A 25,291-nucleotide genomic window follows, 5' to 3' on the forward strand; every position below is an offset into this window, starting at 1 on the left:
ACGGTTTTACCTCCAAAATCCTTGATCGACTTAGATTAGCACAAAAACTTATATGTTTTAGTGGTATACGCAAAGAAAATACATCGAGACTCACAAACACAGAGAGAGGCTAACTGTCACCCCGATAGATTATTGGCAGGCTCAGGGGTATCGAACCCCTGAGCCTGCCTCGCCTCTCATCCCCACCCACTTTTGGGATGGGGTTTTCCCGGCGAATTTTATAAATTATAACTTTAGACGGACATGATATTACATAGACGAATGACAAACTATCAGGAAACGACTCCGGCGCGGAAAACCCGACCGATGACTTCTTCAATGGGGGGGTCACTAACCGTTAAATCTATCACCTCTAACTCCGCCAAAATCCGAGCCACTGTACTTGTCAGCTTTTCACGCTGCACAAAGAAACGTACAGCTAACCCATCCACGGCTTCTATTTCCGCGTAACCCGATAACTCCTCTTTTGACAAGGGTTGAGCCAGTTCCACTTTCACCTCTCGATAGGGAGCAAAGCGATTGAGTAGTCCTTCTAAGCTGCCATCATAAATCATCTGCCCTTCATAAATTAGTAGCACTCGCTGACACAGTGCCGTAATATCTGCCATGTAGTGACTAGTCAATAAAACCGTTGCTCCCGTGCGCTGGTTGTACTCGCGTAAGAAATTCCGCACCCCTAATTGAGCATTAACATCCAATCCCAAGGTAGGTTCATCTAAAAATAAGACTTGGGGTTGATGCAAAAGCGCCGCCAGCAATTCGGCTTTCATGCGTTCTCCGAGGGAGAGTTTCCGCACGGGTTGTGTTAGTTTGGCTTCTAAGGATAACATTTCTGCCAGTTCCCCGACGCGACGTTGAAACTGGTTGTGAGAAATTCCATAAACGGCGGCGTTGATTCTCAGGGAATCCCAGGCGGGTAAGTCCCAAATTAGTTGTTGCTTTTGACCCATGACTAGGGTAATCTGCTGCAAGAAGCTGGATTCTCGCTGAAATGGCACATAACCCGCCACTTTAACCTCACCCCCTGAAGGGTGAACGAGTCCGGTGAGCATTTTCAAGGTTGTGGTTTTACCTGCACCATTAGGACCGAGAAATCCCACCACTTCCCCCATGGCAATTTCAAAGGAAACATTTTGTACTGCAACGATTGAGCGGTACTTACGGCGCAAAAAGTGGTTTAGGGTTCCCTTAATACCAGGTTGTTTGACCGCTACGGGGTAGACTTTGCTCAGATTTTGAGCCACAACAATAGACATAATACTCTAGTCTACTTGAGTGTTGGTGGAGAGCGATCGCGCACTTTGTAAATAACCCGCCTTAATGCAGTCTGCCACAATTTGCTCGACCAATGCCCAAAGCTGAGGTGTACCGTCTTGCACTGGCGCCATCCGTTGCATTACTTGATCTTGAGTAATACCATGAAGCTGCCAAGTTCCGCCCTGATTCTGTTGATTTAGCAGCAGAGGCTGCAAACGGTCTAGGGCGACGGCAAATTGGGCTGTCGGCGTGGCGGCGGCTTCAAATTCTGCCCAGATTTCCCGCAATGATTGTCCTTGGTCTTCGGGTAACATGCCAAAAATCCGGGTAGCCGCTTTTTCTTCCCGGATAGCTTTATCCTGATTTCCTTGTACGTCGTAGCAGAAGGTATCTCCCGCGTCAATTTCAACTAAATCATGCAGGAGTACCATGGTTATCGCTCGTCCCAGGTCAACCTGGGAGGGTGCATACTCGGCAAGAATAATCGCCATCAACGCCAAATGCCAAGAATGTTCGGCGCTGTTTTCCGGGCGAGAATTATCAATTAATCGGGTTTGGCGCAGAATCCCTTTGAGTTTGTCAATTTCAATAATAAATTGAATTTGCTGGCTAAGTCGGCAGTTCATTTGTCATTCGTCATTCGTCATTTGTCATTTGTCATTTAGACAGGGCGGGTTTAGTGACATTAGGGTGGACAAAAAACGATAGTAGTGAAAGCGAGCCCCTACACATACAACTCTTTTCTAGTCATTGATCATTCACCTCCCCCATCTCCCTCAGCTCCCCCTGCTCCCCCTGCTCCCCCTACTCCTGATAACTGATAACTGCTCACTGATAACTGCTCACTGATAACTGCTCACTGATAACTGATAACTCCCCCTGCATTACTCCTCCTCTTCTGGATGCTGAATCAACCAATCCTCACCCACTCGAATGGTTAAATCTGATTCAATATCTCCTGTGGAAGAGGCTTCGATGTGACCGAGTTGCAAAACCCTTTTCAATGTCGCTGCGGCGTTCAAATCACCTTGTTGTACAATAATCTGAGTTTCGCGTACCTGATCGGGCCAATCCCTGATGATATAGACATTATAAAAGTCATTTTCCGCCAAATATCGAGCAAGTTTGTGAGCCAATTCCGGGTCATCTGTGGCATTTTGAATAGCAATTCGCAACCGTTGGGGAGAACGGCGGATATCTGAGGAACTCCAGTCAAAGGTTTGCTGAAAATATTGTTGCATAACGCGATCGCGTCCGGCAGAATCCATAATCCAATAGCTGGCGACATATTCCTCTGGATTGCTGAAGCGACCGGGTAAGAGTACCATCTGAAAATCATCTTTGTCTAAATCTAAGCCAAAGCCTACCAACGCCAACATTTCTTCTAAACTGAGATTGGTATCAACATATTGTTGCATCACCCGAATGATTTGGGGTAAACGCGGTAGCACAGTAGGGTTGAGTAACCGTTGACGCAGCGCCTTGAGCAGCGTCTGTTGGCGCTGGACTCGACCAATGTCGCCATAGTCGTCTTGGCGAAATCGAGCAAACTGTTCGGCTTGGTCTCCATTTAAGGTTTGCCACCCCGGTTCTAAATCAATGTACAAATCCTGGGTTACATCCTCATACTGCATCGGATAGGGAACAAACACCTCCACTCCCCCCACCAGGTCTACCAGTTCCCGAAACGCATCCGTAGTCACCCGCACATAGCGATCAACGGGTACATTATTCAGGGTACGGCTCACCACCCGTGCGGCTAACGCTGCACCCCCCTCCACATTGGCATCATTGATTTTGGCAAGTCCTACCCCAGGAAGTTCTACTTGGGTATCCCGAGGAATTGAAAGCATGGTGAGTGAATCTGCTGTTGGATCTAAGCCTAACAACAGCATGGTATCGCTGCGACCACTGAAAACGTCAGGCGAGTTTTTATCATTATCGGGAACCCGGTCAATCCCCATCACTAGGATGTTGACGGGTCTGGCTAAATCATAACGAAATGCTTGTCGCCAGGAATTTTCTTTCGCGCCAGGGATAAAATTTTGCGGCACGATTAAGGGGGACAGGGGTGTAATTAGGGCAACCGTTGCGCCCAAGGTAGCAGAAACTGTAGCGGTTAAGATAAACGCCGCACTCCACAGGAACCAGCGCATATAGCGACCACTATTGGATTTATCCGAATGATCATCGGAATGGGAATCTCCGCCGTCATTATCTGGCGGTGGAGGAGGCGGGGAACCCCCAGTAACATCTTCAGCGACATCAGAGTCTCCGTGCGATCGCGCATAACTTTTTGGATGGGAGACTTGAAAGCCCCAGCTAGTTTGGGAACTATTCGACACGTTTTTTTACCCTCACCACACACCAACTGTTCTCGAATCTTTTGACGTTCACCGAGTCTATTGCTGGATTATAGCGTTAGCCCGCCTCATCCCCATTAATCTTTGGTAAGGAAAAATCTACCGAGGTGGTCACAAGTATTGAGTGTTGACTCTGTATTCCCCCATCTCCCTCATCCTTGTGGGCTAGGATGTAGCAGAGATTTAGAATAGCACGGACGATGAGTCAATCCTTAATCCCCGTAATTTTAGCTGGTGGCAAAGGTGAACGGTTTTGGCCCCTCAGTCGCAAGCATCGACCCAAGCAGTTTTTAAGTTTAGATGGTAGTGGAAAGAGTTTATTACAAACCACGGCTGAACGTCTCAGTCAATTGGCGGGAGATTCAGCCAACGTCTGGGTGATCACATCGGCTCAATTAGCTGACGGGGTGCGAGAACAGTTACCCCAACTCGATCATGAGCATATATTAGCCGAACCCGAAGGGCGAGACACGGCACCTGCTGTGGCTTGGGCAACATTAGAAATTGCGCGTCACTATGGAGAAGATGCGGTGGTCGGCTTTTTTCCAGCAGACCATTGGATTGCAGATCAGCAGGCGTTCCAACAGACGATTGAGGCGGCGACTCAGTTAGCGGCGACTGAAGCGGCGATTGTCACCTTGGGAATTACCCCCAACTACCCCTCTACGGGTTACGGTTATATCGAACAAGGAGAACCCGCCGGAACCTTTAATGACTTACCAGTATATCGGGTGGCTCGATTCACAGAAAAGCCTGACCAAGAAACAGCCGAAAAATTTCTGGCGACGGGGAAATTTAGCTGGAATGGTGGTATGTTTATTTTCCGGGCTGGTGTCGTATTAGCGGAACTTAAAACCTACGCGGCTGATATTATCAATCCGTTGCAACAACAGGGTATTGCTGCTTATTCTAAACTACCTAAAACGAGTATTGACTATGCCTTAATGGAGAAAACCCAACTGACTTATGTTCTCCCGGTTACGTTTGGTTGGGATGATTTGGGAGATTGGAATGCCTTAGAACGGTTGCACAAGGGGGAGGCGGCTAATGTGGAACTGGCAACTCATGTTGGGAAAGATACCCAAGGGGCGATTCTTTATGCTAGTGATCCGGATGAGGTGATTGTGACGATTGGCTTAGACGATGTAGTGGTTGTGCGGGATGGTGGGGTGACATTAATTGTGAAAAAAGACCGCACTCAGGAGATTAAGCAGGTACTGAAAACTCTACAAGCCGACTCCAGGTTTAGCCAATTACTTTGATAGCTCTGCCTAGCCTCGCCTCATCGCCTCGTTCCCAGGCTCTGCCTGGGAATGCCCCCCTGGAGGCTCTGCCTCCCGGAAACTGTTTAATCGCCTGCTTTATAGTAAACCCCATGCAAGAGGAGGCGACTGTAAGTCGCTGCTACACAAACAAAGTCCGCCTGCGCGGACTAGCATTATAAAGGGGGTGGCTAACCCGGATTTGCTATTAATTGGTATTTTCCTGTTGTACAAAGGAAATAGGGCGCACGTCGGTGCGCCCCTACGCTGCTGCAAAGGTTGCTTAATATAAATGAATCTGAGATAAATCACGCAGGAAATAGAAGCGATCGCGGTTTGAGTCATTACCCCTACTCCGCCCTAAGTAGCCTGTTAGGGGAGAGGACAATTCAATGAGAATATCACGCAATTCGTTCGGCATTAAAGGTTTGGGGGGACGTGAACCCATATACGCACCATAAATCGCATCAACTCCTGCTTCGTCTAAGCTTGTATTTTCCTGGAAGGATTTAACGGATTGGATAATGTGCGATCGCACGGCGATGTCTTGACGCACTTCTACCAGGTATTGCTCAATTTTATCATCGGCTAACCCATAAGCATCTTGCAAGCAGGCTTTGAGTTTCAGCAAGTCGATAGCACCCTTATGCTGGGCTTGCAATTCCACAAGATGTTGGAGAGTTTCTGGACGAATCACGCTAATCTGATTATTTAAAGTTGTTCGTAAAGCATCTGAGGTTAATTCACCGGCGGCGACAATGAGTTTGATACAAGGATTGTAGTCTTGTTGCAGGTGATTTTTACCAAGTTGAATTAATTGTCCTGGAGTTCTGCTGGGTACTTTTTCACTTTTGGTTGCTTTGCATTCGCCAACGATGGGATAAGGTACATCCGCATAAAAATCAATACCGCCAGCACCGCCAGTTGCTTCGGGATTGAGACTCGCTTTTGGGTCATTTCTAGAGTTGGTAAATCCTAGCTTCAGTAAGCTTTTTCGTACCAGTTTTTCAAAGTGATGACCATCGCTAGAGTTACCGACTTCGGCGATTGTTTTAATCCAAAGGAAATCAGAGTCAAATGTCCCGATTGATTGGCTACTCCAGCCTAAGAATTGTTTGATATCTTGGTCGATTTCTTTAGCCGCTAGATTATTGTTTGATAATGGCGCGATCGCACTCTGTAATTCCTCTAATTCTGGATACTGCGGCGGCTGTCGTTTTTCCATCTGGCGACAGCGCTGTTCAAAGAAGGTTTGACTCAAAACAGGTGTGTCTTGAGTAACGGTTAAAGGTTGGGGAAGCGGAATAAATCGGGGACTCGGATGTACGGGTATTTCAATCGGTTGCGGGAGTCGATAAACCCGCAGGTAAGCCAAAAAAATATGACCCCGTTTTACACGAGTTTCCTCTAATCCGGCTTTTGTCCATACGGTTAAGTGAGATAAGAAATCAAGGGACTCTGAATCATCCAAGACTTGACAACGTTCGCATTTTGCCCAGGCTTTAATTAGAACTGTCTCAGAACCGAGTTCAGCCAGACTTTTTTGGGCGGTGGAGATGAAATTAGAGCGATAATATTGTTCGATAGGCAGAGCGTTACTAGATGTATCTGAGGGATAGAGAGCAAATTGTCGTCCCGGATTGACAAATATTCGAGGAATAGCGGTGATCATTCGCCCTTCGATCAAGGCTTCGATATCCGGGGTAGGTAGACAAAATGCGGTTTGAAGTAAAACCTGCTGGTTCATTTTTATAGCGTTATACGTTCAATTCGATGTTATCTTCTACATCAACAACAGTCTGAGGAACTCTCATTGGTAAATCGTCATCGGTTAGATTATCAGGTTCTTGACCCGACGGATCACTTAAAATTTCTCGAATTAGGGGGTTATCAATGGCTAACCGATTCTGCTTGATAAATTCAAATATTTGCTCCTTGCTGAGTTCGTAACTTTCCCGATTGTCATAGACGAATAGAATAGCGAGAAGTGGAGTTATATCTTTCGCTTGCAAAAGCACCCATTCTCCGCCTTTCTCTTGCAAAAGCTTCCTGACATTATTTTGAGCTAATTTAGCTCCAGAATTAATTTTCTTAGAACGAACTAAGCAACCGCGAGTTAAGTCAAATTTTTTATAGTCAATCAACCGCTTTAAGGCAGCCCCCTGATATTTACCTCCCGATTGCTCAAGAACAGCTACTCCAATTTTTACCTCTTGCTCATTTTCTCTGCCAACGATTTTGAAGTGAATATATCCTTGATCCACACTGCTACATGGGATTTCTTCTACTCTATCAATAGTTACTCCCTCTATTGTTTGCTGGCAGAGAGTTGATAAAGCTAATTCTAAAGCATCAGAAATGTCATTATTGTACTCTTCTGATAATATATCTATATTTCGCTGAATATCATCTAATTGTGTTTGATAACACAGCTCAACGATATTTTTGGTTTCGCCATTTCCTGAAAGCTTAAAGTTTTCTGCACACCACCGAATCACTGCCCTCACCGTAGGTTTTTGCTTGCCAAGCTCCCTTAATTTGTTTTCATCAAATGGATAAATCGGATCAGGTGGTGTTTGTTGATTTTCACTATAGAATTCTTTGAGCCAATAAGAAACAAGTTCAACGACCTTATCTGAGTTTAAATAGTCAAGTTTTAGCGGTTGCATATCTGCCCTTTCACTAGCCAAACGAGCCATGACCGCCTCAGCTTGAGGTAAACTTCTAACTTGATAACTCCAGGTGTCAGCATACATGGCTAGCAAAAAAGCACCCCGTTTAAGAGTGTTATACAAATCCTTGGTTAAACTAGCAATAAGTTGGGCTACGGTAAAGCCATTGTCATCAACATCTACGATATCTAACTCATCAAAGCAAATCACGGGTACTCGATAATCACTGGTGATGTCGAGAATTTGGCGAGCATTATTTAAAGCGTCAGCTTCTCTGTCTTGTTGTTTAGGATTGGGTAGCCCCATTGTCTCAGCTTGTATCTGACTTAACTCGCCACCAGACAGCCAATGAATTGCATATCGAGCATGAGCAGAAGAAAGCGTCCACAAAATTGCTGTTACAATATAAGGATTATCAATATCTGCTTTAATCTGAAGCACAGGATTGGCGAGCATATCAATGGTTTGGTTTGAGTATTTGCTCAACCACTTGGGGAAAATGGCTATATATTGTCGAGGAGTGTAATTCCAGTTTTTGGCTTCATTAATCAAAGCAGTCGCCAGTTCTTGCCACTGCATGACACCTTGGCTACCAAATGCTTTAAGACTAGTGGCTACATTTTGGTTAAATAGAGTCTTTATCTTATTTAAATTGTCATATTTATTCATGTATATAAACAACGCATCACTATTAGATTGGTAGTGATGGCGAATTCGACTGATAATATGGCTTTTGCCTAGCCCTTTTTCAGCCGTAATCGTAATTCCTACGGTTTGACGTTCCCCGCGACGCACTTTAGCAACCGCATCAAACACAGCATCAGATGCATGAGCATTTATTGAGGGAACATCAGGAAAGCTTTTTCCCCAGATTTGTAGTGGTGTAACAACAGTATGTCCAGCAAATGGGTTTTTATTTCTGATTAATTCATCAATGGAAGACATTGATCTAATCCTTGTTGTGTGAAGTGAATAAGTAGTACACCCAAGACGATACAGAAAGACTGTAGAATTTATGATGGTAAACGTCGGGCATAGCAGCGCAACCCATCCAGATCTGTTGTAATCGAATCTTCAATCTTGTCCGGTGCGCTATCTTCTACACTGCCACCTTGAAGCTGTAAGATATCGTTAGCCTGCATTTCCAGCATCCAGTCGTTGAACTGGGAACGAGAGACGCGATCGCTGATTGTCCGCCGTATCCGATAAATCGGTACTAAGTCATCCAAGTTATAGTCGCGGTTAAGCTGATCGTAGACATCCAGCGCCACCTGCTTAAACTGATCATAAGACGCGATCGCCTTTGGCGCTGAGCTTTGCTCAATCGCACTCTCCCCAGTCTTCCCTACTGCAACAGCGCCATCACCAACGCTACCCGCCGATATACCTTGTTCTCGAATCCATTTAAGTAACGCATTCGCGGTTTTCGCGCCAATCTGACTCTCAAACTCAAACGCCTCATTCTTCAACCCCTCTGCTAACATCTGAAGTCCTGTGGGTTCTACAAGAGAGACTTTATACCGAGAAAGCGCGATCGCACCCTTATCTTCTAACTGCTGATAACTATCCTGGTAATGGGCGGCTGTCTCCTTCTTCCGTTTCAGTCGTTTAGTCAATTCACCCCTCTTAACATCCGAACCCCCCAGATCCCACAAGTAAAGCAGTAGGCGGATTTCCTTAGCCTTCGCCTCAACATCGTTCGACATCGTTGTTACCTTATCCATCATGTAAATGAACTTTTGTAAAAATCTCCTCCTGTTATCCTAACCCCATCCTCTAGCCACTTGCCAATGCAGGGGGGATCGGTATATAAGTACAGCCTAATGAACATCAGCATAAATCCCTTCTACTATCTGTCTGGGAACCTTCTGCCTTTGTGTGATCAGATGCTGGGCAAAACGCCTCTAAGTATTTTCGCTTAATCCAAATACTCAACGGCTCAAATTAATCCTCTTTTAACTTTGTCCCGGATGATTGCCTCCTCTCAATCGCCGCCCATAATCGTAACCTAAGTTAATATTTTCCGGAGAAATGTTAACTTACATATCATTTACTGGTTTTTCAATTTGAGAGTGCTAAAGTAAAAATATGAAGCAAATAAAGCTTCACTGGACAGATACAAAAGCAACGTTTAGATTGAAATCAAGAGGTAAAAACGCTGGCTAAATTAATTAATCTGTCTCATCTAAAAACAGCAGCAGCACACCATTTAGACGCTGATATTTCCTAAGATAGTGAATGGGGAGCAAGGCAACTGAAACTTGAATTCAGTGCAACTCCACAGAGAATCATCAAGATGAGGAAATCGCTCAGCCAGTCAATCGGAAGTGCTGCTGTTGTTTTAGCATTTTCAGCCAAGACTAATAGAGAAAACGCTCCAAGTGCATTTCATTTTTGGTAGGGGTGACTCTCTGGCGTTAACTAACAATTCTCGTCCATTCAATTTGATCGGGTCGCCCTCTGCTTTGTGTGTGCGATCGTTAGAAGGAAAACTATGATCCTAGATTAAATTCAAGGATATCTGAATCGTGAACACAGTAATCTAAGTTAACATTTCTTCCCATAAAAGTAAACTTACGTATCATTCCCTTGTCCTTTAAATCAAAAGTGGTAAAGTAGAACTATGAAGCAAATAAAGCTTCACTAGACAGATACAAAAGCAACGTTTAGATTGAAATCAAGAGGTAAAAACGCTGGCTAAATCAACTGATCTGTCTCATCTAAAAACAGCAGCAGCACACCATTTAGACGCTGATATTTCCTAAGATAGTGAATGGGGAGCAAGGCAACTGAAACTTGAATTCAGTGCAACTCCACAGAGAATCATCAATATGAGGAAATCGCTCAGCTAGTCAATCGGAAGTGCTGCTGTTGTTTTAGCATTTCCAGCAAAATTAATAAATTTATAGTAGACACATCGATTAGGACAAAGGCATCCTTGTAGAGACGTTGCATGCAACGTCTCTACATAAATGATGTGTCCTAACCGCTATGGCGATTGCTATACTTCAGGTTTTTCTCTCTTATACGAAATCCGGGTTAGCCACCCCCTTTATAAGCTAGTCCGCGCAGGCGGACTTTGTTTGTGTAGCTGCGACTTCTAGTCGCCAGGGCAAAAAAGGGGTTCCAAAGGCGGATTTGGTATAAGAGGTAGAAAACAGCGATCGCACCAGCTTCTTCAATCTTGGCGGAAAACTGTTTCCTGTTTCCTAATGGAGGCTACAACGCTTCATCCAATGCTTCAGCTTCTTCCTCCGAACCGGATAGAGGAACTAACGCCACCGCTGCGATCGCATCCTCCTCATCTAAGCGTTGTACTCGTATCCCTGTCGCCATTCGGGATTGAGGGGAAATGGCATCAATGGCTTGGCGAATAATAATGCCTCGCATCGTCACCACCATCAATTCATCCCCTTCATTCACCACCCGCAACGCAGCGAGTTTATCTTTGCTATGGCGGAACTTAATCGTCACTAATCCCATTCCGGCGCGATTTTGCAGTCGGAATTGAGACACTGGCACTCGCTTGCCTAAACCGCCTGTGGTAACCACCAAAACCCAGGGTCCTTGACCGGCGGTTTCGTGAATCTCTTCCCCATTGAGTTCATCACTGCTGCTGGTATCGTCTTCCCCATTGAGTTCATCACTGCTGCTGGTATCGTCTTCCCCATTGAGTTCATCACTGCTGCTGGTATCGTCTTCCCCATTGAGTTCCTCACTGCTGCTGGTATCGTCTTCCATTTCCGCCTCTTCATCGGCTGTAGCAATCAGTCTCTCCACAACTTGAGCCGGGATAATATCCATACTGATCAACTCATCCTTAGAACGCAGCTTCATCGCCTTAACCCCCCGTGTAGCCCGACCCAGGGGACGGAGTTGGTCATGATCGGCTTTAAAATGAATTGCCATGCCCTTACTCGAACCAATGATAATACTATCTTCAGCTCGGCATAGACGCACCCAGCGCAGTTGATCGCCCTCACCTAGAGAAATGGCAATTAAACCATTTGCCCGAATATTACTAAAGGCATCCAACGCCGTTTTTTTGATATACCCTTTGCGGGTTAACATCACTAAATACACATCATCGGTGAACTCACTAACTGGTACAACCGAGGTAATTTTTTCATTGTGGGGAATCGGCAGCATTTGCACGATCGGTACCCCTCTGGCGGTACGAGATGTGGCGGGGATTTGGTAGGCGCGTAGGGAGTAAACCACACCGCGATCGCTAAAAAATAGTAGGGTGTCGTGATCACAGCAACTCAGGAAATGCTCAACCCCGTCATCCTCCTTAATCCGGGCGGCGGCTTTGCCCCGGGTTGCCCGAGCTTGGGCTGCAAAGGAGTGAATGGGCATCCGTTTGATATACCCTTGTTCCGTGACTAAAATTATTGCTTTTTCATTGGCGATTAGGTCAATATCATCCAGTTCCCCTTCCACCTCTTGAATCACCGTGCGGCGAGGTGTACCGTGGGTGGTTTTGATCTGAAGCGCTTCGGTTTCGATAATTTCTAGGATGCGCTGTCGATTCGCCAGAATATCTTGCAGATCCGTGATGCGAACTTGTAACTCTTCATGTTCCGCTTGAATTTTCTGGGCTTCTAATGCCGTCAAGCGTCGCAGTTGCATTTGCAAAATGGCATCAGCTTGAGCTTCGGAAAGTCCAAATTGGTCAATTAATTGACTCTTGGCTATCGCCGTATCAGCAGCAGCCCGAATTACAGCAATTACCGCATCCAAGTTATCCAGGGCAATGAGTAACCCTTGCAACAGATGATCCCGTTCCTCGGCTTTGCGAAGTTCGTATTGGGTGCGCCGGGTAATTGTTTCAATGCGGAACTCGAGGAAGACTTCGAGGAACTGTTTGATGGTCAATAGTTGGGGTTCATTCCCGACTAATGCCAGCATGTTGGCACCAAAATTGCTTTGGATGGGAGTTTGCTTGTAGAGATTATTGAGAACCACACGGGGATAGGCATCCCGCTTCAGTTCAATCACTATCCGCATTCCCCGGCGATCGCTTTCATCCCGAATATCCGAAATGCCTTCAATGCGCTTATCATTAACCAATTCGGCAATTTTTTCAATCAGTGCCGCTTTATTGGTTTGGTAGGGCAATTCGGTGACAATAATCGCTTCTTTATCAGGGCGTCCCCGGTGTTCTATGGTTTCAACTTGCGCCACACCCCGCATGGTGATTGAGCCGCGCCCGGTGGTGTAGGCGTCTTTGATGCCAGATCTGCCCAGGATTTGACCGCCGGTGGGAAAATCAGGGGCGGGAATATACCGCATCAATTCTTTTTCAGTGATTTCTGGGTTATGGATGAGGGCGACTAAGCCATCCACCAATTCACCCAAATTATGGGGAGGGATATTGGTTGCCATACCAACGGCAATACCCGATGATCCATTCAGGAGTATCTGGGGAACCCGTGCGGGGAGAACGATGGGTTCTTGTTGTGATCCATCGAAGTTATCCAGGAAATCGACGGTTTCCGACTCAATATCCCGGAGGAGGGAGTCTGTGGCTAAGGATTGCAAGCGGCATTCTGTGTAACGCATTGCCGCTGGTGGGTCATTATCCACCGAGCCAAAGTTACCATGTCCGTTAATTAGGGGCGATCGCATGGAGAAATCCTGCGCCATGCGAACTAAGGCATCGTAAACCGCTGTATCGCCGTGGGGGTGATATTTCCCTAAGACTTCACCCACAACACGGGCGCATTTCCGGAAGGGGCGATCTGGGCTGAGTCCCAGTTCATGCATTGCATAGAGAATCCGCCGGTGTACTGGCTTGAGTCCATCCCTCGCATCGGGTAGCGCCCGACCCACGATGACGCTCATGGCATATTCTAGGTATGACCTAGACATTTCGCTGCGAAGATTTGTCGGGACAATCCGCTCCTGGGAGATACTCATAGAACGAAAAACTCCATAAAAATTCAGGATTTAGGCAAAAAAAGCGCAAAAAGTGAGCTAAACCGCTATGTTTAACCCAAATACTTGCTAAAATGTGCTACTTTCTTTTAATATTTTAACACAAGTTTACCCGGACTCGGAGTCAGGGAAAGCCTTATTGGGATAGGGGATAGACGTGTTTTCGGGGGTTCGCGATCGCGTAAAGTCAAGATGAGCAGTTACTCACTACTGACTTATGAGCGGTTTTGAGATAGTTTAGAGTTACGTTAACTCGTATAACTCGTACCCTGTGGCGTACAGGGAGATCTGTACACAAGCCAGCCCGACAGAAACAGGCAGGACTTGTCCATGAGGAATCGGGTCACAGGTAACGGCTGATTGATAGTAGGCGATCGGTTGGGCTTTCTGCCTTGCTAAACGCCCTGTAATTACCCGAAACAAGGAAACAGGAATCATGGAAGTAGCCATTGCTATAATCGCGTTTTGCATCATTGCAACCCTAGTAGCGCCCGGACTGCTGTCTCGGAATCTAACCATTGGGTTGCTTGCCTTTGCTGCCTTGTATCTGGTAAGACCCAATCTACTGACCACAGAACAAGCTATTGCGGTTATTGTGTTCGGTATTCTTTTTATGTTAGTTATTCCTGATCTAGCCAAAAAATAGTGAGCATTATAAACATGATTCGTAGGGGCGCACCGACGTGCGCCCATGAATATTTTATATATAATTAAGCAGATTCAACGTGAAGGTAGACTATAAAATTATATTTTATGGCAATTTTTACTTCTGAAAACGCTGATAGACAGCAATTAATTTTGGTCTTTTTGCTTCTACCGTGGAAGAATTTTCCCTCGTAAAAGCTGTTTCACCGACAAATGACACCTCAGTTTGAGCTGGAATAGGAATCCTTATAACAGAATGTCCCTTATATAGTATGGCGTCAATCTTCATTAAAACTTGAGTTTTCAGAGGTTCAGTCAGTTCAGAATTACGCAGCGCACTCACCAATATCTCAACAGTCAGCGTCAGGTTGGGTAAGGTGGGTGAGATTAGGCGATCGCTTCAAGATTCAGGTACATTCAAAACATTTGCTTGTGACAGCAACTTCCGTTCCTCCACCCGCTCAGGACGATTCATCTGTAACAAGCGTACTGTCACCAATTTCAGGCATTAAGCAATACTCACAAGCATGGTTAGCACGTTCATAGACTAAGCGTCTGACTGCCGCAGAAACATAAGTCTTGCTCATCTTTTATATTGCCTTAAGCTTCAGCAATGCCTTCGCCTTAGCTATCCGTACCAAATGTTCAACATATTCATACTGCTGCCACAATCGCTCCTCTTGGGCTGTTAACCCGATTGTCCGATTCTTTTCTAGCAGGTGTTCAATGTGCTGCTGCAACACCGGAGATGGCTTCAGTGCCAAAATTTCCTCTGGAGTTGGCAGATTCGCCAAAAACTCCAAAACGTCTGTCAGTCCAGAAAATCCAGATTGAGCATCCCCATTCCATTCCCGCAACCCTAGTTCTAAAATCTGCGGCAACTGATCTTGCAGTGGACTCAATCGGAGTGCCAACTCATCTGAGACTTCAACGCTAATCTGCATTCTCTGAATTTAAATATTTGCCAAAGTATTCAGCCTCATTTTAACTTATCGCACTAATTGGGTTGGGCAGATAGCGTACCATTTAAGGTGGAGGCTTAGACCAGGTGCATGGCGGGTTGGCGGGTTCCCCGGATTGTGAATGAGCGTGCGGCTTTCGAGGTGAGCTGGCTCGGATGGATAAAATTGTCGCCAATTTCCTAGACAAAATCAGGGAATTATTCTATACTGAGCAATTGTGACCAAATTGCCAGTTGCGCGATCGCGAACTTACTCGATCGCAACCTAGGTCAACAGAAGCTGTGGTCTTGGATTTATCAAGTCAAACCACCAAGTTGAGGTATGCTAGTTCTACTGTAGAACTAGAGTGAACTCAGATAAAAAAGCCAGATAGCTCTTGTAGTGGCAGCTTCTGACCTTTGGCACTTGCACTGCGCCTCGTGGGGATACTAAGGAGATAACACCTTAAGTCCCAGCGTTCAAAGGCGACGCGGTTAGTAAGTACTAACCCAAATTTCCACAACTAACCAGGCAAGAATGAACCTCAATCGAGGAAATCCCTGTCGATTAGTCAGGAAGATAACCTGCTGAGGCACTAGCGGATTCACAAGTGAATCCACGCCAAATTTGCCTCGCTGTACCGTCTAGAAAGGAGAAGCCAGTGTCTGTCGGTATCCTCGGCACGAAACTCGGCATGACCCAAGTCTTTGACGAGGAAGGACGCGCCCTTCCTGTCACAGTCGTTCAAGCGGGTCCTTGTCGGGTGACTCAAATCAAAACCAAGCAAACGGATGGCTACAGTGCTGTGCAACTGGGCTATCACGAAGTTAAAGAAAAGGCAGTTAATAAGCCAGAAAAGGGGCATTTAGCCAAGTCTGAGGCTCCCCCCTTACGTCACCTGCGTGAATATCGCCTAGATAGCACCGACGAATTCCAACTTGGTCAAGTTGTAAACGTAGAAATATTTAGTGCGGGTCAACTGGTCGATATCTCTGGAAAGACCATTGGTCGTGGTTTTGCTGGCTATCAAAAACGCCATAACTTTAAGCGCGGACCCATGGCGCATGGTTCCAAAAACCACCGCCTACCCGGTTCCACTGGCGCCGGAACAACGCCCGGTCGTACCTTCCCTGGGAAGAAAATGGCAGGTCGTTATGGCGGTAAACGTCAGACCATTCGCAAATTACAAGTGGTGCGCGTAGACGCAGAACGAAACCTGCTGATTATTAAAGGGGCAGTTCCCGGTAAGCCAGGAGCGCTTTTAAACATTGCACCCACAAATAAAGTCGGGAAATAGTTATTCAGGGTTCATGGCTCATTGTTGATGCCCACCGATGAATCTTGAACAACCAGAATAAAGACTAAGGACTAAAAACTATGGTCGATTGTATAGTACGAAACTGGCAAGGGGAAGAAGTGGGACAAGCAACCCTGGAGCTGAAAGTTGCTAAAGAAGATAGTGCGTCTCACATTGTTCATCGAGCATTAGTTAGACAAAAGGCTAATGCTCGTCAAGGAACAGCATCAACAAAAACCCGCGCTGAAGTTAGAGGTGGCGGACGTAAACCGTGGCGGCAAAAAGGCACCGGTCGCGCTCGGGCTGGCTCAAACCGCTCACCCTTGTGGCGAGGAGGGGGCGTCATCTTTGGTCCCAAGCCCAGAGACTATAGCCTGAAGATGAACCGCAAAGAGCGGCGCTTGGCACTGCGAACAGCATTGCAGAGTCGATCTGAGGATCTGATTGTCGTCGAAGATTTTGCCGATCAATTGACCCGTCCTAAAACCAAAGACTTGCTAGAGGCGATCGCGCGTTGGGGAATTGATCCAAATCAAAAAGTCCTGTTAATTCTACCCCAACCGGAACAGCAGGTTTATTTGTCAGCGCGTAATGTACCAAGCCTTAAGCTAATTTATGCAAACAGCTTAAATATCTACGACGTATTAGAAGCGGACAAAATCGTCACCACCAATACAGCCCTTGCCACAATCCAGGAGGTTTACAGTGATTAAATCCAACCCCGGCGAATTGGCAGACATGGTGATTCGCCCAATTGTTACTGAAAAAGCCACGTTGCTCTTAGAAGATAACAAATACGTCTTTGATGTTGTTCCCAAAGCCACTAAACCTGAAATCAAAGCGGCAATAGAAAGCCTTTTTGATGTCAAAGTTACTGGTGTCAACACCTTAATGCCACCTCGCAGAAAGCGTCGCGTCGGCAAATTTGTCGGCTACAAGCCCCAGTACAAACGGGCAATTGTCACCTTAGCTTCTGGAGACTCGATTACGCTGTTCCCAGAAGTATAAAACAAGGTTGACCCAACGCCCTTGCTCAAGGGATCTGGTTTTATGTAGGGGCGGGTTTGATTACTATCGTTTCTTACCTAACCCAGATGTAACTAAACCCGCCCTGAGCGAGTGAAAGAGTTTTCAATAACGAAAGACAAATAAAGGATAGTTTTATGGGAACTCGTAGTTATAGACCCTACACACCTAGTACCCGCCAGGTGACCATCTCAGACTTTGCTGAGATTACCCGCAGTGAACCCGAAAAATCACTAACTACATCCAATCACCGTCCCAAAGGTCGCAATAATAGGGGCGTGATTACCAGTCGGCGCCGTGGTGGTGGACACAAGCGCCTCTACCGCATCATCGACTTTCACCGGAGCAAGCACAATATTCCGGCTAAAGTAGCAGCCATTGAATATGACCCCAACCGGAATGCCCGGATTGCCCTGCTTTACTATCAGGATGGCGAAAAACGCTATATTCTGCATCCGGCTGGTTTAGAAGTGGGGGCGTCCGTAATTTCTGGACCCGATGCTCCCATTGAAGTTGGCAACGCTTTACCTCTGAGCAATATCCCTCTAGGAACCAGCGTCCATAACGTGGAACTGGTGCCTGGAAAAGGCGGTCAAATCGTCCGCGCGGCTGGAGTTAGCGCCCAAGTCGTCGCCAAAGAAGGGAACTATGTCACCCTGAAGTTACCCTCCACGGAGGTTCGCCTGGTGCGGCGGAACTGCTATGCCACTATTGGCCAGGTCGGGAATAGCGAGGCTCGTAACCTAAGTTTAGGTAAAGCCGGTCGTAGCCGTCGCTTAGGACGCCGTCCCAAAGTGAGAGGAAGTGTCATGAACCCGGTGGATCACCCCCACGGTGGTGGTGAAGGCAGAGCGCCTATTGGTAGATCCGGTCCAGTTACGCCCTGGGGGAAACCCACTTTGGGAGCTAAAACTCGCAAACCCAAAAAACAAAGTACCTCTTTAATTGTCCGCCGTCGGCGCAAATCCTCGAAGCGAGGACGGGGTGGACGTCAGGCTTAATGCTTGCATTCAATTATTGACCATTAACCACGTTTAGATTATGGGTCGTTCTTTAAAAAAAGGTCCATTTATAGCCGACAGTCTTCTGAGTAAGATTGAAGCTTTGAACAGTAAAGGCGAAAAGCAGGTGATTAAAACCTGGTCACGCGCCTCAACCATTTTGCCGCAAATGGTGGGTCACACCATCGCCGTTCATAACGGGAGAACCCATGTGCCGGTTTTTATCAATGAGCAGATGGTGGGGCATAAACTGGGCGAATTTGCCCCAACTCGCACCTTTCGCGGTCATTCCAAGGGCGATCGCCGGGCGCGTTAATCGGTAAAATGCCGTTTGAGGAGTTGGCAGGTTGACTCTCGCTCTTGCCCATTAGAGATCACAAAAACTATGGCGACAATAGATACAACAGCAGAAACCAAAGCGATCGCACGTTATATTCGCATGTCCCCCTTTAAAGTTAGGCGGGTTCTCGATCAGATTCGTGGGCGTTCCTACCGTGAAGCCCTGATTATTCTGGAATTTATGCCTTACCGGGCGTGCGAACCTGTGCTGAAAGTCCTACGATCCGCCGTGGCGAATGCCGAACATAATGCGGGTCTAGATCCGGCAAACTTAGTGATCACCCATGCCTCTGCCGATATGGGACCAAGCTTTAGGCGCTATCGCCCCAGAGCCCAAGGTCGAGCTTATCAGATTCGCAAGCCAACCTGTCATATCACGGTGGCGGTTTCACCTCAAGTTGAGGACTAGTCAATCATCATCAATGATCACGATTGACAACGGACAAATACAAACTAAAGGAAGGATTCGTGGGACAAAAAATTCATCCAATTGGTTTTCGCTTAGGTATCACTCAAGAGCATCGCTCCTGTTGGTTTGCTGATACCAAGCGTTACCCAGAAGTCCTGCAAGAGGACTACATCATCCGACAATACGTCGAAAAGAACCTGAGTAACGCCGGAATTTCTACAATTCGGATCGAACGCAAAGCCGATCAAATTGATTTAGAAGTCCATACAGCTCGACCCGGTGTCGTGGTTGGTCGTGGCGGGAGTGGCATTGAATCCTTGCGTACAGGTCTACAAGACCTTTTGGGGAGTAATCGTCAAATTCGCATCAATGTCATTGAAGTCGCCCGGGTGGATGCCGATGCGGAGCTAATTGCTGAGTACATTGCCCAACAGTTAGAACGCCGTGTGTCCTTCCGTCGAGTTGTCCGTCAAGCCATTCAACGGGCGCAACGGGCAGATGTCCAAGGGATCAAAGTGCAAGTCAGTGGTCGCCTAAATGGCGCTGAAATTGCGAGGACGGAGTGGACTCGTGAAGGTCGAGTTCCCTTGCATACCCTACGAGCGGATATTGATTACTCCTACCGTACCGCTAGTACCATCTATGGGATTCTGGGTGTGAAAGTCTGGATTTTCAAAGGTGAAATCATTCCGTCTACAGAAGAAGTCGCCCCACCAGCGACAGCGCAACCCCGTCGCCGCCAACAACGGCGTCGCCAGCAATTTGAAGATCGTTCCAATGAGTAGTTATTTGTCCAAAGTCCAAAGGTGAGGTGACAACGGGCAAACGATAAACAACCACGACTAACTGATAACGGACCAAAATAACTATGTTAAGTCCTAAGCGAACAAAATTCCGCAAACAGCAGCGTGGGCGGATGAGAGGTCAAGCGACTCGCGGTAACTCCCTCAATTTTGGGGATTTTGGATTGCAAGCGATCGAACCTTCCTGGATTACTGCCCGTCAAATTGAAGCCGGTCGTCGAGCGATGACTCGCTACATTCGTCGGGGTGGAAAAATCTGGATTCGAGTATTTCCAGATAAACCTGTGACCATGCGCCCCGCTGAAACTCGTATGGGTTCGGGGAAAGGGTCACCTGAATATTGGGTGGCTGTGGTTAAGCCAGGTCGAGTTTTGTATGAAATCGCTGGTGTGTCCGAACCCCTTGCCCGCGAAGCCATGCGTCTAGCGGCGAACAAATTTCCCATTAAAACGAAGTTCATTACCCGTGAAGGGGAATAAGTAGTATACGTTATGCCTTTGTCCAAAATAGACGACGCCAGAACGTTAAGCGATCAAGAATTAGCGGATGGAATTGTAGCTGCCAAGTGTGAGCTATTTCAACTGCGGTTGCAACAAGCAACCCGCCGCTTAGAAAAACCCCATCAGTTTAAGCATCTGAAACATCGTATTGCTCAGATGATGACGGTGGCGCAAGAACGGCAATTGGCAGCAGTTTCTGAAGAGACAACCCCACCAATGGTGAGCGATTCAGCCCCTGTAGCGACAACCGCTACAGCCACGACTCAACCCCCTCAAGCCGAGGTAGAAGAGTCGGTTAGTGAACCCGAGGCGACTGAAGTCACCCCTGAATCCTCACCATCTGAGTCTGAGGCAAAAGAAGAGGAGTAAACCGCGATGGCAGTTAAAGAACGAGTTGGTTTGGTGGTGAGCAACAAAATGGATAAAACCGTAGTTGTTGCTGTTGAAAATCGATCGCCCCACCCGAAATACGGCAAAATCGTTGTCAATACCAAGCGATACAAGGCACACGATGAAGAAAATCGCTGCCAAGAAGGCGATCGCGTCCGCATTCAAGAAACACGACCTCTGAGTCGCACGAAACGCTGGCAGGTTACGGAAATTCTTAATAGTGCCTCAACTTAAGGAGTGTTGACCCAACGCGACCTCGAGGGAACCTGGTTTTGGGTTTGGAATTGTCTCGAATGCTGAAATACTCGGTCGGGGGCACGAGTCAAATCTGGGTCAGGTGAGAAACGATCATAGTGAAAAGAACCCCTACGTGCCTCACAACTCATAACTCTTAAAGAGTAGAAATCCCATGATTCAACAACAAACGTATTTAAATGTGGCTGATAATAGCGGTGCGCGTAAAGTGATGTGCATCCGCGTCCTCGGTTCTGGAAATCGGCGTTACGGCAGTGTTGGTGACGTGATCATTGCTGTGGTTAAGGATGCGATTCCTAACATGGCAATCAAAAAGTCCGACGTAGTTCGGGCAGTTATTGTCCGCACTCGCAAAGGATTGCGTCGGGAAAGCGGGATGAGTATTCGCTTTGACGATAACGCTGCTGTGATTATTAACGCCGATGGCAATCCTAGAGGAACTCGTGTATTTGGTCCTGTGGCGCGAGAACTGCGGGACAGAAATTACACAAAAATTGTGTCCTTGGCTCCGGAGGTACTCTAATGGCTCAAAAGACAAAAAATGCGCCTGTGCGTTACAAAATGCACATCAAAAAAGGTGACACGGTACAAGTGATTAGTGGTCACGATAAAGGTAAGGTAGGAGAAATTCTGCAAATATTACCTAAAATTAGCAAGGTGATCGTCAAAGGCGTGAATGTCAAAACCAAACACGTCAAGCCTCAGCAAGAAGGGGAAACGGGTCAAATTGTGACCGTTGAATCTCCGATTCACAGTTCCAATGTCATGCTTTATTCTAATAAGCAAAAGGTGGCAAGTCGGCTCTGTTACACCTTGACTGAGGATGGACGAAAGGTACGAATGCTGAAGAAAACAGGTGAAATTATTGACTAAATTTCTTGGTCAATCGTCTTCTGTGGTAATGACAAAAAGAAAAGGACAAAGGATCAATAAAAATAGCCCCTGACCAAGCCCAGGGAAAGAAGAATAACCCCCATGTCTGACCAATTGAAAACACTCTATCAAGAAACAATTGTTCCCAAACTTAAAGAACAGTTTGGGTATACAAATATCCATCAAGTCCCCCGTGTGATCAAAATAACCGTCAACCGGGGATTAGGAGAGGCATCTCAAAATGCTAAAGCACTCGAATCATCATTGAGTGAACTGGCGACCATTACAGGTCAAAAACCCGTGGTTACCCGTGCCAAAAAAGCGATCGCGGGATTTAAAATCCGCCAAGGAATGCCTGTGGGGATAATGGTAACCCTGCGATCGCAACGGATGTACTCGTTCTTGAATCGCTTAATTAACTTAGCCTTGCCACGAATTCGCGATTTTCGCGGGATCAGCCCCCGCAGTTTCGACGGTCGCGGTAACTATACCTTAGGCATCCGAGAACAACTGATTTTCCCGGAAATAGACTACGACCGTATCGATCAAATTCGTGGCATGGATATTTCAATTATCACAACCGCGAACACCGATGAAGAGGGTCGTGCTTTACTCAAAGAGATGGGAATGCCTTTCCGGGAGAAATAAGCCTGTAAGTATAGGAAGGAAATAATGGCGGCAAACGACACAATTGCAGATATGCTGACCCGCATTCGGAATGCGTGCTTGGTGCGGCATCAAACCACAAATGTCCCAGCAACAAAAATGACACGGGCGATTGCCCATGTTTTAAAAGAAGAAGGCTTTATTGCCGATTTTGAAGAAGCTGGGGAAGGGGTAAAAAAATACATAGTCATTTCGTTGAAATACAAAGGAAAAACTCGCCAACCCATTATCAGAGCGCTGAAAAGGGTGAGTAAACCTGGTCTCAGGGTTTACAAAAACCGCAAGGAATTACCGCGAGTTCTCGGTGGTATTGGAATTGCGATTATTTCCACGTCCAGTGGCATCATGACAGACCGGGAAGCCCGACGACAGGGAATCGGTGGGGAAGTGCTGTGTTACATCTGGTAGCGCTGTTTAAATCAGCCTCTTAAACCTGAAAATTCTTTTGCCTGGTAAGGAGGATAAAATTATGTCGCGTATTGGCAAGCGCCCGATAACAATTCCGAATAAAGTGACCGTGACCATTGACGGTCAACAGGTTACTGTAAAAGGACCCAAAGGAGAACTCCAACGAGTTCTGCCCAAACAAGTCACAGTTGAACAAGAAGGAGAAACAATTGAAGTGCGACGACGGGATGAATCCCGACTTGCCCGTCAGCGCCACGGATTATCTCGCACCCTAGTTGCCAATATGGTAGAAGGGGTTTCCCAAGGTTTTCAGAAGCGTCTAGAAATCCAAGGGGTCGGTTATCGCGCCCAAGTTCAAGGGCGTAACCTGATTCTGAATGTGGGGTACAGTAAACCCGTGGAAATTGTCCCTCCCCAAGACGTGCAGCTAGCGGTTGAAGGGAATACTAACGTAATTGTTAGCGGGATAAATAAAGAAATCGTCGGCAACACAGCGGCTAAAATTCGGGCGGTGCGTCCCCCTGAAGTTTATAAAGGGAAAGGCATTCGCTATGCCGGTGAAATGGTTAGACGTAAAGCTGGTAAAGCAGGTAAGAAGTAAAGATGAAACTTACTCGTAAACAATCAGTCCGACGTAGACATCGGCGCGTTCGCCGGACAGTCCAAGGTAGTTCTGAACGTCCTAGATTGGCGGTTTTTCGATCAAATCAGCACATTTATGTGCAGATTATTGACGATGATCAGCAACATACTCTAGTGGCGGCTTCTACTCTAGAACCTGGACTGAAGTCAGAGTTGCAATCAGGTGCCACCTGTGACGCCTCGACTAAAGTGGGTCAGTTAATTGCCCAGCGAGCGCTGGAAAAAGGCATATCTCAGGTTGTTTTTGACCGGGGAGGAAACCTTTATCATGGTCGTGTGAAAGCTTTGGCAGAAGCGGCGCGTGAAGCTGGGTTAGACTTCTAGAATAAGTAGATCAAAATTTAAATTATGGCAAATCGTCGCAAAAGTAGCCGCGCTAAAGAAAAAGAAAGCACCTGGCAAGAACGGGTTATTCAAATCCGTCGAGTTAGCAAGGTGGTTAAAGGCGGTAAAAAATTAAGTTTCCGTGCCATCGTTGTGGTAGGCAACGAGCGCGGTCAAGTGGGCGTTGGTGTGGGCAAAGCCAGTGATGTAATTGGCGCTGTTCGTAAAGGGGTTGTCGATGCCAAAAAGCAAATCATCGATGTTCCCTTAACCAAGTCTAATTCCATTCCTCACCCCTCTAATGGGGCGGCTGTCGGTGCTAAGGTGATGATGCGACCCGCTGCACCCGGTACAGGGGTAATTGCTGGGGGTGCAGTGCGGACGGTTTTGGAATTGGCAGGGGTTCGTAATATTTTAGCCAAGCAATTGGGTTCTAATAATCCCTTGAATAATGCTAGAGCTGCCATTAACGCCCTAGATTCTCTGCGAACTTTTGCCGAAGTGGCTCAAGAACGCGGGGTTGATGTTGAGAAGCTCTATGTCTAAAGGTAGAGTGTTGAGTGTTGAGTTTTAAATGTAGAGACGTGCCATGGCACGTCTGAGTTTTGAGTTTCACGAGCTAGATTATGAGAATCCATACTGTAGCACCCCAAGAAGGTGCAAAGAAACGTCGTCGTCGTGTTGGTCGCGGGATTAGCGCAGGTCAAGGGGCTAGCTGTGGCTTTGGCATGCGGGGTCAAAAGTCGCGATCGGGTCGGGGTACAAGACCGGGCTTTGAAGGGGGTCAGATGCCCTTGTATCGCCGCCTACCCAAGTTAAAACACTTTACGGTAATTAACCCAAAACATTACACTACGATAAATGTAGGTAAGTTAGCATCGCTCCCTGCCAGTACAGAGGTGACTTTACCGTCACTGATGGAAGCGGGTATCGTCACCACGAACGACGGACCGTTGAAAATTCTGGGTGACGGGGAGTTGCATGTATCGCTAAACGTTAAAGCCGCTGCTTTCACGACTGGCGCCCGCCAAAAAATTGAGGCGGCTGGTGGGAGTTGTGAAGTGATTGAGGCGTAACTTTTTAGCGTTGGCGGGTAATGGTGCTGCTAATAGGTTGAGAAAAGTAGAGATACAGTTAGGTCTTGATCTAACCAAGGTCTGTAGGGCGTTTTTGACCGCGCCATCCAGGTTATTGATCTGGAACTCTAATTAAGATACGAAGGGACGCGATTTTAATTGACCCCGAAGTATCCTATTAGAATCCCTGTTTATTTATAAC

At 46.8% G+C, this 25,291-nt stretch carries 29 protein-coding genes; 20 read left to right on the forward strand and 9 right to left on the reverse strand.

Going from position 1 to position 25,291, the window contains the following annotated elements:
• Positions 1 to 272 precede the first annotated feature (272 nt).
• From RID09_RS13980 to RID09_RS13990, 3 genes are all read right to left on the reverse strand, one after another.
• The gene (locus tag RID09_RS13980) at positions 273 to 1,256 is read right to left on the reverse strand and encodes an ABC transporter ATP-binding protein (protein WP_446336537.1); all 984 of its coding nucleotides are present in this window, start codon (positions 1,254 to 1,256) and stop codon (positions 273 to 275) included.
• A gap of 6 nt (positions 1,257 to 1,262) precedes the next feature.
• Positions 1,263 to 1,883, reverse strand: coding sequence for an HD domain-containing protein (locus RID09_RS13985; protein ID WP_446336538.1), 621 nt, complete (start codon positions 1,881 to 1,883; stop codon positions 1,263 to 1,265).
• Positions 1,884 to 2,141: 258 nt separating this feature from the next.
• Complete coding sequence (locus RID09_RS13990; RefSeq protein ID WP_446336539.1) at positions 2,142 to 3,602, reverse strand: LCP family protein; 1,461 nt, start codon at positions 3,600 to 3,602, stop codon at positions 2,142 to 2,144.
• 218 nt (positions 3,603 to 3,820) lie between these two features.
• Here RID09_RS13990 and RID09_RS13995 point away from each other — a divergent pair, with 218 nt between their 5' ends.
• Positions 3,821 to 4,882: a mannose-1-phosphate guanylyltransferase gene (locus RID09_RS13995; protein WP_446336540.1), complete on the forward strand. Its 1,062-nt coding sequence runs from the start codon at positions 3,821 to 3,823 to the stop codon at positions 4,880 to 4,882.
• A 283-nt stretch (positions 4,883 to 5,165) separates the two neighbouring features.
• Here the strand turns inward: RID09_RS13995 and RID09_RS14000 are convergent, their stop codons facing one another.
• The 5 genes from RID09_RS14000 to RID09_RS14020 form a co-directional block, all read right to left on the reverse strand.
• Positions 5,166 to 6,629, reverse strand: a complete 1,464-nt coding sequence (locus tag RID09_RS14000) for a DUF1802 family protein (RefSeq protein WP_446336541.1) — start codon at positions 6,627 to 6,629, stop codon at positions 5,166 to 5,168.
• A gap of 10 nt (positions 6,630 to 6,639) precedes the next feature.
• The gene (locus RID09_RS14005; protein WP_446336542.1) at positions 6,640 to 8,499 is read right to left on the reverse strand and encodes a hypothetical protein; all 1,860 of its coding nucleotides are present in this window, start codon (positions 8,497 to 8,499) and stop codon (positions 6,640 to 6,642) included.
• A 68-nt stretch (positions 8,500 to 8,567) separates the two neighbouring features.
• Positions 8,568 to 9,260 (reverse strand): hypothetical protein, encoded by a 693-nt coding sequence (locus RID09_RS14010; RefSeq protein WP_446336543.1) that lies wholly within the window; start codon positions 9,258 to 9,260, stop codon positions 8,568 to 8,570.
• 1,513 nt (positions 9,261 to 10,773) lie between these two features.
• Positions 10,774 to 13,476, reverse strand: coding sequence for a DNA gyrase subunit A (gene gyrA / locus RID09_RS14015; protein ID WP_446336544.1), 2,703 nt, complete (start codon positions 13,474 to 13,476; stop codon positions 10,774 to 10,776).
• Positions 13,477 to 13,737: 261 nt separating this feature from the next.
• Positions 13,738 to 13,944, reverse strand: coding sequence for a hypothetical protein (locus tag RID09_RS14020; RefSeq protein ID WP_446336545.1), 207 nt, complete (start codon positions 13,942 to 13,944; stop codon positions 13,738 to 13,740).
• Between RID09_RS14020 and RID09_RS14025 the strand changes: the two genes are divergently transcribed.
• Positions 13,931 to 14,140, forward strand: a complete 210-nt coding sequence (locus RID09_RS14025; RefSeq protein WP_446336546.1) for a hypothetical protein — start codon at positions 13,931 to 13,933, stop codon at positions 14,138 to 14,140. The two genes, RID09_RS14020 and RID09_RS14025, sit on opposite strands and share 14 nt — an antisense overlap.
• A 589-nt stretch (positions 14,141 to 14,729) precedes the next feature.
• Here RID09_RS14025 and RID09_RS14030 read toward each other — a convergent pair.
• Positions 14,730 to 15,083 (reverse strand): hypothetical protein, encoded by a 354-nt coding sequence (locus tag RID09_RS14030; RefSeq protein WP_446336547.1) that lies wholly within the window; start codon positions 15,081 to 15,083, stop codon positions 14,730 to 14,732.
• 658 nt (positions 15,084 to 15,741) lie between these two features.
• Between RID09_RS14030 and rplC the strand changes: the two genes are divergently transcribed.
• The 18 genes from rplC to rplO all read left to right on the forward strand — a co-directional run bounded on the left by rplC (position 15,742) and on the right by rplO (position 25,089).
• Complete coding sequence (gene rplC, locus RID09_RS14035; RefSeq protein ID WP_446336580.1) at positions 15,742 to 16,377, forward strand: 50S ribosomal protein L3; 636 nt, start codon at positions 15,742 to 15,744, stop codon at positions 16,375 to 16,377.
• An 80-nt stretch (positions 16,378 to 16,457) separates the two neighbouring features.
• A complete protein-coding gene (gene rplD / locus RID09_RS14040) occupies positions 16,458 to 17,090 on the forward strand; it encodes a 50S ribosomal protein L4 (protein ID WP_446336548.1) in 633 nt (210 codons plus the stop codon).
• Positions 17,083 to 17,385 (forward strand): 50S ribosomal protein L23, encoded by a 303-nt coding sequence (locus RID09_RS14045; protein WP_446336549.1) that lies wholly within the window; start codon positions 17,083 to 17,085, stop codon positions 17,383 to 17,385. Before rplD ends, RID09_RS14045 begins: the two co-directional genes overlap by 8 nt.
• A 155-nt stretch (positions 17,386 to 17,540) precedes the next feature.
• Positions 17,541 to 18,404 carry a 50S ribosomal protein L2 gene (gene rplB / locus RID09_RS14050; RefSeq protein ID WP_446336550.1) on the forward strand — a complete coding sequence of 288 codons (864 nt, stop codon included), beginning with the start codon at positions 17,541 to 17,543 and terminating at the stop codon, positions 18,402 to 18,404.
• Positions 18,405 to 18,444: 40 nt separating this feature from the next.
• Complete coding sequence (gene rpsS / locus RID09_RS14055; RefSeq protein ID WP_446336551.1) at positions 18,445 to 18,720, forward strand: 30S ribosomal protein S19; 276 nt, start codon at positions 18,445 to 18,447, stop codon at positions 18,718 to 18,720.
• A gap of 69 nt (positions 18,721 to 18,789) precedes the next feature.
• Entirely contained in the window at positions 18,790 to 19,152 is a 363-nt protein-coding gene (gene rplV, locus RID09_RS14060) for a 50S ribosomal protein L22 (RefSeq protein WP_446336552.1), read from the forward strand.
• 59 nt (positions 19,153 to 19,211) lie between these two features.
• Complete coding sequence (gene rpsC, locus RID09_RS14065; RefSeq protein WP_446336581.1) at positions 19,212 to 19,937, forward strand: 30S ribosomal protein S3; 726 nt, start codon at positions 19,212 to 19,214, stop codon at positions 19,935 to 19,937.
• A gap of 83 nt (positions 19,938 to 20,020) precedes the next feature.
• Complete coding sequence (gene rplP, locus RID09_RS14070; RefSeq protein WP_446336553.1) at positions 20,021 to 20,434, forward strand: 50S ribosomal protein L16; 414 nt, start codon at positions 20,021 to 20,023, stop codon at positions 20,432 to 20,434.
• Between the two features lie 12 nt (positions 20,435 to 20,446).
• Positions 20,447 to 20,824 (forward strand): 50S ribosomal protein L29, encoded by a 378-nt coding sequence (gene rpmC, locus RID09_RS14075; RefSeq protein ID WP_446336554.1) that lies wholly within the window; start codon positions 20,447 to 20,449, stop codon positions 20,822 to 20,824.
• 6 nt (positions 20,825 to 20,830) lie between these two features.
• The gene (gene rpsQ / locus RID09_RS14080; RefSeq protein ID WP_446336555.1) at positions 20,831 to 21,079 is read left to right on the forward strand and encodes a 30S ribosomal protein S17; all 249 of its coding nucleotides are present in this window, start codon (positions 20,831 to 20,833) and stop codon (positions 21,077 to 21,079) included.
• A 175-nt stretch (positions 21,080 to 21,254) separates the two neighbouring features.
• Complete coding sequence (rplN, locus tag RID09_RS14085) at positions 21,255 to 21,623, forward strand: 50S ribosomal protein L14 (RefSeq protein WP_446336556.1); 369 nt, start codon at positions 21,255 to 21,257, stop codon at positions 21,621 to 21,623.
• Positions 21,623 to 21,973: a 50S ribosomal protein L24 gene (rplX, locus tag RID09_RS14090; RefSeq protein ID WP_446336557.1), complete on the forward strand. Its 351-nt coding sequence runs from the start codon at positions 21,623 to 21,625 to the stop codon at positions 21,971 to 21,973. Before rplN ends, rplX begins: the two co-directional genes overlap by 1 nt.
• A 102-nt stretch (positions 21,974 to 22,075) precedes the next feature.
• Positions 22,076 to 22,621, forward strand: coding sequence for a 50S ribosomal protein L5 (gene rplE, locus RID09_RS14095; RefSeq protein ID WP_446336558.1), 546 nt, complete (start codon positions 22,076 to 22,078; stop codon positions 22,619 to 22,621).
• A gap of 24 nt (positions 22,622 to 22,645) precedes the next feature.
• Positions 22,646 to 23,047 (forward strand): 30S ribosomal protein S8, encoded by a 402-nt coding sequence (gene rpsH / locus RID09_RS14100; protein ID WP_446336559.1) that lies wholly within the window; start codon positions 22,646 to 22,648, stop codon positions 23,045 to 23,047.
• 61 nt (positions 23,048 to 23,108) lie between these two features.
• The gene (rplF, locus tag RID09_RS14105; RefSeq protein ID WP_446336560.1) at positions 23,109 to 23,648 is read left to right on the forward strand and encodes a 50S ribosomal protein L6; all 540 of its coding nucleotides are present in this window, start codon (positions 23,109 to 23,111) and stop codon (positions 23,646 to 23,648) included.
• A gap of 2 nt (positions 23,649 to 23,650) precedes the next feature.
• Positions 23,651 to 24,013, forward strand: a complete 363-nt coding sequence (rplR, locus tag RID09_RS14110) for a 50S ribosomal protein L18 (RefSeq protein WP_446336561.1) — start codon at positions 23,651 to 23,653, stop codon at positions 24,011 to 24,013.
• 24 nt (positions 24,014 to 24,037) lie between these two features.
• Positions 24,038 to 24,559, forward strand: coding sequence for a 30S ribosomal protein S5 (rpsE, locus tag RID09_RS14115; RefSeq protein WP_446336562.1), 522 nt, complete (start codon positions 24,038 to 24,040; stop codon positions 24,557 to 24,559).
• A gap of 80 nt (positions 24,560 to 24,639) precedes the next feature.
• Positions 24,640 to 25,089 (forward strand): 50S ribosomal protein L15, encoded by a 450-nt coding sequence (gene rplO / locus RID09_RS14120; RefSeq protein WP_446336563.1) that lies wholly within the window; start codon positions 24,640 to 24,642, stop codon positions 25,087 to 25,089.
• Positions 25,090 to 25,291 lie beyond the last annotated feature (202 nt).

This window comes from Coleofasciculus sp. G1-WW12-02 (assembly GCF_040219735.1).
Taxonomy (GTDB): Bacteria; Cyanobacteriota; Cyanobacteriia; order Cyanobacteriales; family Coleofasciculaceae; genus Coleofasciculus.

Bases quoted from the DNA above. Each gene is read 5' to 3' on its own strand.
- RID09_RS13980 (WP_446336537.1), bottom strand. From the start codon at position 1,256: ATGTCTATTGTTGTGGCTCAAAATCTGAGCAAAGTCTACCCCGTAGCG.
- RID09_RS13985 (WP_446336538.1), bottom strand. From the start codon at position 1,883: ATGAACTGCCGACTTAGCCAGCAAATTCAATTTATTATTGAAATTGAC.
- RID09_RS13995 (WP_446336540.1), top strand. From the start codon at position 3,821: ATGAGTCAATCCTTAATCCCCGTAATTTTAGCTGGTGGCAAAGGTGAA.
- RID09_RS14000 (WP_446336541.1), bottom strand. From the start codon at position 6,629: ATGAACCAGCAGGTTTTACTTCAAACCGCATTTTGTCTACCTACCCCG.
- RID09_RS14005 (WP_446336542.1), bottom strand. From the start codon at position 8,499: ATGTCTTCCATTGATGAATTAATCAGAAATAAAAACCCATTTGCTGGA.
- RID09_RS14010 (WP_446336543.1), bottom strand. From the start codon at position 9,260: ATGTCGAACGATGTTGAGGCGAAGGCTAAGGAAATCCGCCTACTGCTT.
- gyrA (WP_446336544.1), bottom strand. From the start codon at position 13,476: ATGAGTATCTCCCAGGAGCGGATTGTCCCGACAAATCTTCGCAGCGAA.
- RID09_RS14025 (WP_446336546.1), top strand. From the start codon at position 13,931: ATGGAAGTAGCCATTGCTATAATCGCGTTTTGCATCATTGCAACCCTA.
- RID09_RS14020 (WP_446336545.1), bottom strand. From the start codon at position 13,944: ATGGCTACTTCCATGATTCCTGTTTCCTTGTTTCGGGTAATTACAGGG.
- RID09_RS14030 (WP_446336547.1), bottom strand. From the start codon at position 15,083: ATGCAGATTAGCGTTGAAGTCTCAGATGAGTTGGCACTCCGATTGAGT.
- rplD (WP_446336548.1), top strand. From the start codon at position 16,458: ATGGTCGATTGTATAGTACGAAACTGGCAAGGGGAAGAAGTGGGACAA.
- rplB (WP_446336550.1), top strand. From the start codon at position 17,541: ATGGGAACTCGTAGTTATAGACCCTACACACCTAGTACCCGCCAGGTG.
- rpsS (WP_446336551.1), top strand. From the start codon at position 18,445: ATGGGTCGTTCTTTAAAAAAAGGTCCATTTATAGCCGACAGTCTTCTG.
- rplV (WP_446336552.1), top strand. From the start codon at position 18,790: ATGGCGACAATAGATACAACAGCAGAAACCAAAGCGATCGCACGTTAT.
- rplP (WP_446336553.1), top strand. From the start codon at position 20,021: ATGTTAAGTCCTAAGCGAACAAAATTCCGCAAACAGCAGCGTGGGCGG.
- rpmC (WP_446336554.1), top strand. From the start codon at position 20,447: ATGCCTTTGTCCAAAATAGACGACGCCAGAACGTTAAGCGATCAAGAA.
- rpsQ (WP_446336555.1), top strand. From the start codon at position 20,831: ATGGCAGTTAAAGAACGAGTTGGTTTGGTGGTGAGCAACAAAATGGAT.
- rplN (WP_446336556.1), top strand. From the start codon at position 21,255: ATGATTCAACAACAAACGTATTTAAATGTGGCTGATAATAGCGGTGCG.
- rplX (WP_446336557.1), top strand. From the start codon at position 21,623: ATGGCTCAAAAGACAAAAAATGCGCCTGTGCGTTACAAAATGCACATC.
- rplE (WP_446336558.1), top strand. From the start codon at position 22,076: ATGTCTGACCAATTGAAAACACTCTATCAAGAAACAATTGTTCCCAAA.
- rpsH (WP_446336559.1), top strand. From the start codon at position 22,646: ATGGCGGCAAACGACACAATTGCAGATATGCTGACCCGCATTCGGAAT.
- rplF (WP_446336560.1), top strand. From the start codon at position 23,109: ATGTCGCGTATTGGCAAGCGCCCGATAACAATTCCGAATAAAGTGACC.
- rplR (WP_446336561.1), top strand. From the start codon at position 23,651: ATGAAACTTACTCGTAAACAATCAGTCCGACGTAGACATCGGCGCGTT.
- rpsE (WP_446336562.1), top strand. From the start codon at position 24,038: ATGGCAAATCGTCGCAAAAGTAGCCGCGCTAAAGAAAAAGAAAGCACC.
- rplO (WP_446336563.1), top strand. From the start codon at position 24,640: ATGAGAATCCATACTGTAGCACCCCAAGAAGGTGCAAAGAAACGTCGT.